The sequence below is a fragment of the Micromonospora craterilacus genome, assembly GCF_003236315.1.
Taxonomy (GTDB): Bacteria; Actinomycetota; Actinomycetes; order Mycobacteriales; family Micromonosporaceae; genus Micromonospora; species Micromonospora craterilacus.
On record NZ_POTY01000242.1, the window covers coordinates 1 to 10,360 of the forward strand.

A 10,360-nucleotide genomic window follows, 5' to 3' on the forward strand; every position below is an offset into this window, starting at 1 on the left:
GTGTCGGGGCGGTGGGCCACCCGGGGCGGTGGCGCGTTGCAGATCCCGAAGGTGGTCCGCCGGGCGGCGGTGGCCGATCCGGGGTGGCGGTTCGTGGTGGCCGACGCCGGGCAGCTGGAGCCCCGGGTGCTGGCGGCCGTCTCCGGTGACGCCCGGCTCGCCGAGGCGGGCGCGACCGGAGACCTGTACGCGGCGTTGGCCCGGGATGCGTTCGGCGGCGACCGGGGCCGGGCCAAGCTGGCCCTGCTCGGGGCGATGTACGGGCAGACCGGTGGGGAGGCGGTGCCGGCCCTGGCGGTGCTGCGGCGCAACTATCCGACGGCGTTCGGCCACGTCGAGGCGGCGGCGCGTACCGGCGAGGCCGGCGGGCTGGTGCGGTCGTGGCTGGGGCGTACCTGTCCGCCGGGGACGGCGGGGTTCGGCGGCGACGACGGGGTGGCGGATCCGGACGCGGCGGGTGATCCGCAGTCGCCGCGGGCCCGGGCGGCCCGTTCCCGGGGCCGGTTCACCCGCAACTTCGTCATCCAGGCCACCGCCGCCGAGTGGGCTTCCACGCTGCTGGCGGTGCTCCGCGGTGAGCTGGCCGGCACCGGTGCCGAGCTGGTCTTCTTTCAGCACGACGAGGTGATCGTGCACTGCCTGGCGGAGCAGGCGGAGCGGGTCGCCGAGGCGGTCGAACGGGCCGGGCGGCGGGCCACCGCGTTGCTCTTCGGTGACACCCCGGTCCGCTTCCCGCTGGATCTGTCGATCGTGGAGTGCTACGCCGACGCGGCGTGAGTGGCACCCGGCCGGGCTGACTGCCTGACCGCGACCGGCCGTCCCCCTGCTGTTCATGTTGGTGTGCCAGCCTGTGCGCCGCAAAACCTGACCGCTTCGATCAACTTGGTGAAGGTGCCTCGGGAGGCAGCATGGCCAGACGCGTCTACCTGCACATCGGCGCTCCGAAGACCGGAAGCACCTATGTGCAGAACGTGCTCTGGAGCAACCAGCAGGTGTTGGAGGACGCCGGCATTCTGCTGCCGAGCAGCGCCGTGGCCCACGATCAGGCGATGGCCGACCTGCGTCAGGCGCGCTGGCGGGACACCGACGTCTACTGGACCTGGGACCGGCTGGCCGAGAAGGCCGGCACATGGTCCGGTGATGTGATCATCAGTAACGAGGGGTTGGGTGCGGCCACCACCGAGCAGGCGACCCGGGCGGTGGAGAGCCTGCAACCCGCCGAGGTCCACATCATCGTGGCGGGGCGCGATCTGTGGCGTACCTTCCCGTCGTTCTGGCAGCAGAGCATCAGGGCCCGGAGCGGATGGCGGTTCGGGGCCTTCATGGGCGCCGTGGAACAGGGCAAGGCCGAGACCTTCTGGGAGAACCACACGGCCCTGCGCATGCTGCGCCGATGGGGTGACCTGGTGCCGGCCGAGCGACGGCACCTGGTGACGGTCCCGCCTCCCGGCGCCCCACGCGACCTCCTGTGGCACCGGTTCGCCGGCATCATGGGCATCCCGGACGGGCTGTGCGAGTTGGCGGAACCCACCTCGAACCCGTCGCTCGGCGCCGCCGAGATCGAACTGCTCCGGCGCGTCAACCTGGCGTTGGGCGACAGCTACCCGCTCCGGACGCCGTACCAGAAGGTCGTCCACCGCCACCTGGTCGACTCCGTGCTCAAGCAGCGGGCCAACGAGCTGAAGTTCGGCGTCGGCCTGGACCGGGCCGAGTGGGTGATGGAACTCGCCGAGCAGCAGATCAAGGAACTCCAGGACTACCCGTGCCAGATCGTCGGGGACCTCGACGAACTGCGGCCGACGAAGATGAAGCAGACCGGCACCCCCGACGACCTCGACGACAGCCAGTTGCTCCAGGTCGCGATCGAGACCATCGTCGGCATGCTGGGGCACGCGGAGTCTCTCAGCGAGCAGCCCGACGACCACAAGGAGAAGGTCTTCGCGCGACTCAAAAACCGGGCGGCCGGCGGCGTCAAGCGCCGGCTACGCCTCGCCACCCGCCGCGACGAGTAGTGCTCATGCACCAATAAAGGAAAGCTCCGGTGGGCGCTGACGACGATCACCGCGCCGCGCCGCGCAGCGTGCGGATGCGGCCCTGCCATGCCCAGGCCTCGCTTGACCCGACGCCTTGATTCCGCGCCGTAGCGTGGCAGGGTGGCAGCACCCGCATGGCACCGCCGTCGGAGATGAGCCGCCGGCTGACGTTCCTGTTCGCGGTGGCGGCGGGAGTGGCCATCGGCAACCTGTACTGGGCGCAGCCGCTACTGGGCTTGATTGCAGGCGATCTGCGCGCCGCGACCGCGACGGCCGGCTGGCTCGTCACGGCGACGCAGGTCGGGTACGCCGTCGGTGTGCTGCTGCTGGTGCCGCTCGGTGACGTCCTCGACCGCCGTCGGTTCGTCCCGGTGATGCTGCTGGCCTCGGCCGTCGCACTGCTGTGGTGCGCGCTGGCGCCGTCGATCGGCGTGCTCCTGCTCGCATTGGGCGTGCTCGGCGTGACGACGATTTCCGGGCAGGTCCTCACACCGCTCGCCGGGGACCTGGCCGGCGACGCCCACCGCGGTCGGATCGTCGGCGTCGTCGGGTCCGGGACCCTTACCGGCATTCTGGCTTCCCGCACGATCAGCGGGTTCGTCGCCGGCGCCGCCGGGTGGCGGACGGTCTTCGCCCTCGCCGCGGTCGTCGCCGTCCTGCTCGCCCTCCTGTTCTATCGCGCGATTCCACCGCTGGCACCGCAGACGCGCATGCCGTACCCGCAGCTCATCGCCTCGGTCGGCGCGGTGGTGATGGGCGAGCGGGCGGCCCGATGGACGCTGGTCCTGGCCGCCACCGGGTTCGCCGTGTTCGCGCTGTTCTGGACGGCGCTGACGTTCCTGCTCAGCGGCCCGCCGTTCGGGTACCCGGTAGCGGTGATCGGGTTGTTCGGGTTGGCTGGCCTCGCTGGTGTCCTGTCCGGCCTGCACGGCGGTCGGCTGCACGATCGCGGTTGGTCGCTTCCGGCCACCGGCGCGGCCTGGCTACTGGCCCTCGGCGCCTTCGTCGTCGCGGCGTTCGCCGGCCGGTCCGTCGTACTTATCATCGTCGCGATCGTCATGATCGACGTGGCGCTCCAGACGCAGGCCCTGCTCAACCGGGCGCGGCTGTTCGCCCTCTCTCACGAGGCCCGCAGCCGGCTCAACACGGCGCTAGCCACCGGCAACTTCATCGGCGCTGCTTTCGGCTCCGCCGCCGCGACCACGCTCTGGTCCGCGGGCGGCTGGACAGCGGTCACGATCACGGGAACCGCGCTCTGCTGCTTCGCGCTCACCGTGTGGGCGCTGGGACGTCGTGGTCCACTCGTGATCCGCTTCGCCGGGACGGACGGCGAGGTAACGGACCGCGGTGAAGCATTGAGGCATTGAAGAAGACGCGCTCGCGCATGGCCTTGGCATCGTGGTGGCTGGTCACCACCTGGTCATCAGCTATGGCGGGAAGCTCGGGGAGCAGGGGCCGTCGTGGTCGGCCCGGCGGGCGCACCGACCCCGGTCCGGCATGGCCCGGTCGCAGAACACCCAGTGTCGTACGTGCTGGGCGTCCTCGGCGGACACGGTCACGCCGGCCGCCTCAATCCCTGGTATCAGGGCCAGCGAGCGGGTCAGGGTGTACGCGAAGCGGAGCGCCCCGGCCAGATCGGCGACGGCCACCGGCAGGTGGATCACGTGCCGGGTCTGCGGGCTCATGACATTCGCCGCTGCGTCTGGGCGGTCTGCCAGTCGCGCAGGGCCCGCTTGATGCGGGAGTTCTCGTCATTGAGCCGGGCCACGTCCTGTTGCAGGGTGGCGAGTTCCAGCGCGACGCGGTGCAGGAAGCGCCGTACCTCCTGCGGGTCGAGGCCGCGCCGGCGGAAACCCACGGTGGGGAATTGCCGCTCGCGGACAGTGTGTGGGTGCAGCCGGGGTGGTGCGCCGCCGTAGACCGTTCCTCGGTTCATCGGTTGCCTTCTTTGGTGTGGAAGGGGCGGCCCTGCGGCGAAGGGGGAATTTCGGGCAGGGCCGCCCCGCCCGGCGACCGCAGCCTCATTCGGCGGTACGGCCACCGGGCTGCCGGTGGGTGTTGCAGGATTCCCGGCCAGGCAGGGTCGCGGGGACTCGCCTTTCCGTGATAGGTATTTCAATAAGTCGGTCGGAGTCGATATGCGCCGTGGCGCGGCTCCATGTTGAGACCCGACGAGAGCCGGTATGCGTCTGCCACACGCGAAGCCGTCTCTCGTCACCTTCTCGGCTGTTGGCACAGCCGCGGTCATCGTGCTTGCACCGGGCGTCCCCGGGGGTCGGTGATCACCCTCACCCGAAGACCACGTTTCCAGTGGCTTCGGCATTGGTGCAACCAACCCCAATGGATCTCATTCAGAGATGGCTCGGAAAGAGGGGATCATGCCCGTCAAACGCGAATCCTTTGTGCAGACGCTGCGTGCTCAATGGCTCGGGCAGCAGATGAGGCAGCTACGCGAGGAGCGTGGCATCACTCTCAAGCAGGCAGCGCACTTCCTCGAACGGGACTTCTCCTCGATCGCCCGGTGGGAACGCGCCGAGTGGCCGTTCCGCCGTGGCGTCGTGGTGTCCCTCCTCGACCTCTACGGCGAGCACGACGGGCGGGAGCGGAACCGCTTCATCCAACTTGCCGAGGACGCTTGGCGTACGGATCGGTGGGACGACGACTACGACGAGCTGGTGGACGCGTCCTTCATCGACTTCCCGTGGTTGGAGAGCCGAGCGGAGCAGATCTGCTCGTGGGACGCAATGCTCATGCCGGGGCTGATGCAGACGCGCGACTACGCGGAGGCGGTGATCCGTAACGCCGAGGGCGAGAAGGCGACCGACTACTCGGTCGGCAAGTGGTTGCAGTTGCGGCTGGACCGTCAGCGGGTGCTCGATCGGGAGCCGCCCCTTCGTATCACGGCGGTCATCGACGAGAGTGTCCTGCGTCGCCCCGTCGGCGGAGCAGCACTGATGCGTGATCAGCTACAGCACCTCGGTGAGCTGCTTTCGCGTCCTAACATCGATGTTCGCGTAATGCCGTCGAGAGTCGGCCTGCACCCTGGGTTGGACGGCTCGTTTTGGCTGTTCAGGATGCCGAAGCCATACCCCGAGGTCGCATACGCAGAGCACCTTGGGGGCCGCTTCTTCATGGAATCTCCGAAGTCGAAGCGCTATGCCGTTGCGTACGATCGGCTGCGAGGGGTCGCCCTCGACCCGCAGGAGTCGGCGAAGCTGATCACGACCATTGGGGAGAATCTTCCATGAGTGAAATCCTGCCCGCAGTGGCTTGGCACATTAGCACCAAGAGCGCAAGCAACGGCGGTAGCTGCGTCGAGGCCGGGCCGCTGCTCGACGGGTCGGGCCGGGTTGCTGTCCGGCACAGCAAGGCTCGCGACGCCGCGACGATCGTCTACACCGCTGAGGAGTGGACAGCCTTCGTCGGCGGCGTCAAGGACGGCGAGTTCGACTTCACCCCGGCCTGACACCAGCCCTCATGGAGTCAAGGATCTTGGTACGGAACCGCCCCTATAAGGGCAGTTCCGTACCAAGATCCCGGACTGGGTCCAATCTTGTGGATTACTCGTGCGGGAGCAGTTTGTCGAGGGTGATGGGTAGTTCGCGGATGCGTACGCCGGTGGCGTGGTGCACCGCGTTGGCGATGGCGGCGGCGGCGCCGACGATGCCGATCTCGCCGAGGCCCTTGGTGCCCATCGGGTTGACGTACGGGTCGTCCTCCTCGACCCAGTACGCATCGACGGTGCCGACGTCGGCGTTGCTGCTGACGTGGTACGTGGCCAGGTCGTGGTTGACCACGTGCCCGTAGCGCGGGTCCAGGATGCTCGCCTCGTGCAGCGCCATGGACAGGCCCATGGTCATCCCGCCGATCAGCTGCGAGTGGGCGGTCTTCGGGTTGACCACCCGGCCGACCGCGTACACCCCGAGTTGGCGGGGCACCCGGATCTCGCCGGTCTCGTCGTGCACGCGTACCTCGGCGAACTGCGCGCCGAAGGCGTGCATCGCGTACTGCTTGAGGTGGGGGTTCTCCGGCATGTCGACGGTGACCTCCAGGCCCTCGGCCGGGACCGTACCGCCGTGGTCGGCGGCCAGCCGTCGGCGGAGTTCGTCGGCTCCCGCGCAGATGGTGGCGCCCCAGCTGGTGATGCCCGCCGACCCGCCCTCCGGCGCCGCGGGCGGGTACGCGGTGTCGCCGAGGCGTAGTTCGACCTGCGCGAGGTCGACCCGCAACGCGTCGGCGGCGACCTGGGTCAGCGCGGTGCGGGTGCCGGTGCCGATGTCCACCGCCGCCATCAGCACGGTGTGCCGGCCGTCCGGCGTGACCCGGATGGTGACCTTGGAACCGGGCAGCCGCAGGGTCGGATAGGTCGCCGCGGCCACTCCCGTACCCACCAGCCAGCCGTCGTGGCGGCGGGCCCGGGGGGTGGGGTCGCGTGACTCCCAGCCGAACCGGCGTGCCCCCTCGCGCAGGCAGGCGGGCAGGCTGCGGCTGGAGAACGGCAGCCCGTCCAGCGGGTGAGTGTCCGGCTCGTTGCGGATGCGCAGCTCCACCGGGTCGAGACCGCCCGCGACGGCGAGTTCGTCCATTGCCGATTCGAGGGCGAACATGCCGACGCACTCGCCCGGTGCTCGCATGATTGCGGGCGTCGGCAGATCCAGCGCGGCCAGCTGCTGCCGGACCTGGAGGTGGGGCGTGGCGTACATGGTCGGGGTTGCCCGGGTGGCGTGTTCGGCGAATTCCTTGAGCCGGGAGGTCTGTTCGATCGACTCGTGGGCGACGGCGGTCAGCCGTCCGTCGGCGTCGGCGCCGAGGCGTACCCGTTGCATGGTCGGGGACCGGTAGCCGGTCTGGGAGAACATCTGGTGCCGGGTGAGCGCGAAGCGTACCGGCCGGTCCGGGACGAGTTGGGCGGCCATCACGGCGAGGATGAGGTCGGAGTGACGGGGGCCTTTCGAGCCGAACGCGCCGCCGACGTGCGGGGAGAACACCCGGATCTGGTCCGGTTCGAGTCGGAACGCGGTGGCGACCGTGGTCTGGACGCCCTGCGGGTGCTGCGTGGAGACGTGCAGGGTGAGCCCGGCGGAGGTCCAGCAGGCGATGGTGGTGTGTGGTTCCAGCGGGTTGTGGTTGTACCAGGGGGTGCGGTAGGTGGAGTCCACCTGGACGGCCGCCGCGGCGAGCGCGGAGTCCACGTCGCCCTTGTCGGTGTCCATCGGGAAGAGCGCCATCGTCTGCTGCGGTACGCGCAGCTGTCCCCGCTCGCGGCTGGACTCCAGGTCGACGTCGTGGGGCCGCTCCCGGTAGTCGACCCGGACCAGGGCGGCGGCGTGCCGGGCGATCTCCGAGGACTCGGCGATCACGCCGCCGACGAACTGGCCGCGGAAGGCGACGTCGCCGGACTGGAGGATGCGCAGTTCACCGTCGTCGATGCCCAGCCGGGGCGCGTTCAGGTGGGTCAGCACCGCGAGGACGCCCGGCTGGGCGCTGGCCTGGCTACAGTCGATGCCGATGATCTCTCCCGTGGCAACGGTGCTGCGCACGGCGGAAAGGTAGGCCGGATGCGGTACCGGATGTTCGAAGGCGTACGTCGCCAGTCCGCGCACCTTGTCCTCCCCCTCGAACCGGCTGAGCGGCTGGCCCATGGCGCGTGGGGCGACGGCACTCACCGCGCCGTCCCGGTCAGGTCCAGCACGGTACGGACGATGGCGTTGCGGGCCAGCGGGATCTTGAAGGCGTTGTCCGACTGGGGCTGGGCGTCGGCGAGTTCGGCCTCGGCGGCCCGGCGCAGCCGCTCCTCGGTGGCCGGCCCGCCGCGCAGCAGGTCCTCGGCCCGGGTCGCCCGCCACGGCTTGTGCGCCACGCCGCCGAGCGCGATCCGGACGTCGCGCACCTGCCCGTCGGCCAGGTCGATCGCGGCGGCGACCGAGACCAGCGCGAAGGCGTACGAGGCCCGGTCGCGGATCTTGCGGTAGTACGAGCGGGCGGCGAAGGGCAGCGGGGGCAGGTCGACGGCGGTGATCAGCTCACCGTGGGTGAGCACGTTGTCGTGTTGGGGCTCGGATCCGGGCAGCCGGTGCAGCTCGGTCAGCGGGATGGCGCGGCTGCCGTCCGGGCCGACGGTCTGCACCGTCGCGTCCATCGCGGCCAGCGCGACGGCCAGGTCGGACGGGTGGGTGGCGATGCAGTCCGGGGAGGTGCCGAGGATGGCCAGGTCCCGGTTGTGCCCCTCGATCGCCGAGCAGCCGGAGCCGGGTTCCCGTTTGTTGCAGGCGGTGCTGACGTCCTGGAAGTACACGCACCGGGTGCGTTGCAGCAGGTTGCCGCCGACGGTGGCGAGGTTGCGCAACTGGGTGGAGGCGCCGGCCAGGACGGCCTGGGCGACCACCGGGTAGCGGCGGCGGATCAGCGGATCGGCGGCCAGGTCGCTGTTGGACACGCCGGCCCCGATGCGTACGCCGCCGTCGGGCAGTTCCTCGATCGCGCGGGAGGTCACCCCCCGGACGTCGACCAGCAGATCGGGTCGGGCCACGTCGAGTTTCATCAGGTCGACCAGGTTGGTGCCGCCGCCGAGGTACGCCGCCTGCGGCGAGCGGGCGAGCAGGGCGACCGCGCCGGCCGGGTCGGTGGCGCGTTCGTACCGGAACGGCCTCATGACCGGGCCACCTCCTGGATCGCGGGGATCATGTTCGCGTACGCGGCGCAGCGGCACAGGTTGCCGCTCATCCGTTCGCGGATCTCGTCGGGGTTGGTGGCCAGGTCGACCGGGCCGGTGTCGGGTTCGCCGGCCGTGCCGTCCGGCGGGCTGAATGTCACCGTGCTGGGCCAGCCCGTCGCCGCCTCTTCGAGCATGGCGACCGCGGAGACGATCTGCCCGGGGGTGCAGTAGCCGCACTGGAAGGCGTCGTGCTCGATGAAGCTGCGCTGCATGGGGTGCAGTTCGCCGTCGGTCGCCAGCCCGGCGGCGGTGACGATCTCGGCGCCGTCGTGGGCCACCGCCAGCGCGAGGCAGCTGTTGGCCCGTCGTCCGTCGAGCAGCACCGTGCAGGCGCCGCACTGGCCGTGGTCGCAGCCCTTCTTCGGGCTGGTGTTGCCGAGCCGTTCGCGCAGCGCGTCGAGCAGGGTGGTCCGGGTGTCGACGGTGAGCCGGTGGTCGGCGCCGTCCACCCGCAGCGTGATCTCGGTATCCATGATGTCCAGCCCCTGACGGTCGTGGGTTGCCGACCAAGTTATCGGCATTAAACGGATCCGCACGGCCCAACCTGTCTAAAAGCTATAAAAAGGTACGCAAGTGGCTCGCGGCGGGAGGGTGGCGGCAGTGTTGGCGGAGGTGTGGCCGTTCGTCGAGCAGCGGCACGGCGCCGGGCAACGCGTCGTGCTGGCCCGGCTGGTCCGCCGCGCCGGTCCGGGCTCCCGGCCGTTGGGGGCCACCATGGCGGTGGCCTCGGACGGCGGCTGGACCGGATCGGTCTCCGGCGGCTGCGTGGAGGGCACCCTGCTCGACCAGGCCCGCTCGGTGCTCGACGGGGCCCGCCCCCGGCTCACCGCGATCAGCCCCGGCGCGGACCTGATGCCCTGGGAACCCGCCCCGGCCTGCGCCGGCGAGCTGAGCGTGCTGATCTGCCCCGCGCCGGCCGGCCCGGTGTACGCGGCCATCGGCGCGGCGCTGGCCACCCGCCGCCCGCTGGCGCTGGGCATCGAACTCCGTCCGCCGTTCCCGTGGTCGACGGCGACGAACCGGGACGGCCTGCCGGGCGGCGCGGAGCACTTCGTCGAGGAACTCGGGCCCGGCCCGATGCTGCTGCTGGTCGGTGCGACGGACCTGGCCGCCGCGCTGGCCGCCCTGGCGGTCCCGATGGGCTACCGGGTGGCCGTGGTCGACCCGCGCCCCGCGTACGCCCAGCGGGAACGGGTGCCGGCGGCCGACGACGTGGTCTGCGCGTGGCCGGACGAGTGGCTGGCGACCGTCGCGCTGGGCCCCCGCGACGCGGTGCTGGTGGTCACCCATGACCCGCGCATCGACGATCGGGCGATCCGCGCCGCGCTGGCCGGACGCGCCGGGTTCGTCGGCGCGCTGGGCAGCCGGGACACCCATGCCCGACGGCTGGCCCGGTTGGCCGGCATACCGGGCCTCGACCGGCTCACCGGCCCGGCGGGCCTGGACCTCGGCGCGGCCTCCCTGGCCCAGACCGCGCTGTCCATGCTCGCCGAGGTGGTGGCGATCGGTAACCGGCGGACGGGCGGCCGACTGCGCGACGCCCGGGGAAAAATCCGCGCTGTCGATGCGGCCTCGCCGCACCCTCGGCGGTGACCGGTGGGCGGGGGAGCGC

The 10,360-nt window shown here is 71.0% G+C and carries 11 protein-coding genes; 6 read left to right on the plus strand and 5 right to left on the minus strand.

What is annotated here, in order from left to right; all coding sequences use genetic code 11:
• The 3 genes from C1I95_RS27710 to C1I95_RS27720 form a co-directional block, all read left to right on the plus strand.
• The coding region (locus C1I95_RS27710; RefSeq protein WP_111218129.1) for a bifunctional 3'-5' exonuclease/DNA polymerase at nucleotides 1-777 on the plus strand (777 nt) is incomplete at its 5' end.
• A gap of 131 nt (nucleotides 778-908) precedes the next feature.
• A complete protein-coding gene (locus C1I95_RS27715) occupies nucleotides 909-2,012 on the plus strand; it encodes a hypothetical protein (RefSeq protein WP_111218131.1) in 1,104 nt (367 codons plus the stop codon).
• Between the two features lie 155 nt (nucleotides 2,013-2,167).
• Nucleotides 2,168-3,400, plus strand: a complete 1,233-nt coding sequence (locus C1I95_RS27720) for an MFS transporter (protein WP_111218132.1) — start codon at nucleotides 2,168-2,170, stop codon at nucleotides 3,398-3,400.
• 60 nt (nucleotides 3,401-3,460) lie between these two features.
• Here C1I95_RS27720 and C1I95_RS27725 read toward each other — a convergent pair whose 3' ends face one another.
• Both C1I95_RS27725 and C1I95_RS27730 read right to left on the minus strand, forming a co-directional pair.
• On the minus strand, nucleotides 3,461-3,718 hold the full coding sequence (locus C1I95_RS27725) for a hypothetical protein (protein WP_233513922.1): 258 nt from the start codon (nucleotides 3,716-3,718) through the stop codon (nucleotides 3,461-3,463).
• Nucleotides 3,715-3,969 (minus strand): DivIVA domain-containing protein, encoded by a 255-nt coding sequence (locus C1I95_RS27730; RefSeq protein WP_111218134.1) that lies wholly within the window; start codon nucleotides 3,967-3,969, stop codon nucleotides 3,715-3,717. The genes C1I95_RS27725 and C1I95_RS27730 overlap by 4 nt, the downstream gene beginning before the upstream one ends.
• Nucleotides 3,970-4,411: 442 nt before the next feature.
• On the opposite strand from C1I95_RS27730, the gene C1I95_RS27735 reads away from it, so the two are divergent.
• Both C1I95_RS27735 and C1I95_RS27740 read left to right on the plus strand, forming a co-directional pair.
• Nucleotides 4,412-5,281, plus strand: a complete 870-nt coding sequence (locus C1I95_RS27735; RefSeq protein ID WP_111218148.1) for a helix-turn-helix domain-containing protein — start codon at nucleotides 4,412-4,414, stop codon at nucleotides 5,279-5,281.
• On the plus strand, nucleotides 5,278-5,499 hold the full coding sequence (locus C1I95_RS27740; RefSeq protein ID WP_111218136.1) for a DUF397 domain-containing protein: 222 nt from the start codon (nucleotides 5,278-5,280) through the stop codon (nucleotides 5,497-5,499). Before C1I95_RS27735 ends, C1I95_RS27740 begins: the two co-directional genes overlap by 4 nt.
• A gap of 94 nt (nucleotides 5,500-5,593) precedes the next feature.
• On the opposite strand, the gene C1I95_RS27745 is transcribed toward C1I95_RS27740, so the two are convergent.
• From C1I95_RS27745 to C1I95_RS27755, 3 genes are read right to left on the minus strand one after another with little or no spacing between them, the layout of a single operon-like run.
• On the minus strand, nucleotides 5,594-7,699 hold the full coding sequence (locus C1I95_RS27745) for a xanthine dehydrogenase family protein molybdopterin-binding subunit (protein ID WP_233513923.1): 2,106 nt from the start codon (nucleotides 7,697-7,699) through the stop codon (nucleotides 5,594-5,596).
• On the minus strand, nucleotides 7,696-8,685 hold the full coding sequence (locus C1I95_RS27750; protein ID WP_111218140.1) for an FAD binding domain-containing protein: 990 nt from the start codon (nucleotides 8,683-8,685) through the stop codon (nucleotides 7,696-7,698). The genes C1I95_RS27745 and C1I95_RS27750 overlap by 4 nt, the downstream gene beginning before the upstream one ends.
• On the minus strand, nucleotides 8,682-9,221 hold the full coding sequence (locus tag C1I95_RS27755) for a (2Fe-2S)-binding protein (protein ID WP_111218142.1): 540 nt from the start codon (nucleotides 9,219-9,221) through the stop codon (nucleotides 8,682-8,684). The genes C1I95_RS27750 and C1I95_RS27755 overlap by 4 nt, the downstream gene beginning before the upstream one ends.
• A 127-nt stretch (nucleotides 9,222-9,348) precedes the next feature.
• Here C1I95_RS27755 and C1I95_RS27760 point away from each other — a divergent pair, with 127 nt between their 5' ends.
• Nucleotides 9,349-10,341, plus strand: coding sequence for an XdhC family protein (locus C1I95_RS27760; RefSeq protein ID WP_158566487.1), 993 nt, complete (start codon nucleotides 9,349-9,351; stop codon nucleotides 10,339-10,341).
• The last annotated feature ends 19 nt before the right edge of the window (nucleotides 10,342-10,360 follow it).

Excerpts from the sequence above, each read along its gene's own strand:
- C1I95_RS27735 (WP_111218148.1), top strand. The coding sequence starts at position 4,412 with ATGCCCGTCAAACGCGAATCCTTTGTGCAGACGCTGCGTGCTCAATGG.
- C1I95_RS27755 (WP_111218142.1), bottom strand. The coding sequence starts at position 9,221 with ATGGATACCGAGATCACGCTGCGGGTGGACGGCGCCGACCACCGGCTC.
- C1I95_RS27730 (WP_111218134.1), bottom strand. The coding sequence starts at position 3,969 with ATGAACCGAGGAACGGTCTACGGCGGCGCACCACCCCGGCTGCACCCA.
- C1I95_RS27720 (WP_111218132.1), top strand. The coding sequence starts at position 2,168 with ATGGCACCGCCGTCGGAGATGAGCCGCCGGCTGACGTTCCTGTTCGCG.
- C1I95_RS27750 (WP_111218140.1), bottom strand. The coding sequence starts at position 8,685 with ATGAGGCCGTTCCGGTACGAACGCGCCACCGACCCGGCCGGCGCGGTC.
- C1I95_RS27715 (WP_111218131.1), top strand. The coding sequence starts at position 909 with ATGGCCAGACGCGTCTACCTGCACATCGGCGCTCCGAAGACCGGAAGC.
- C1I95_RS27725 (WP_233513922.1), bottom strand. The coding sequence starts at position 3,718 with ATGAGCCCGCAGACCCGGCACGTGATCCACCTGCCGGTGGCCGTCGCC.
- C1I95_RS27740 (WP_111218136.1), top strand. The coding sequence starts at position 5,278 with ATGAGTGAAATCCTGCCCGCAGTGGCTTGGCACATTAGCACCAAGAGC.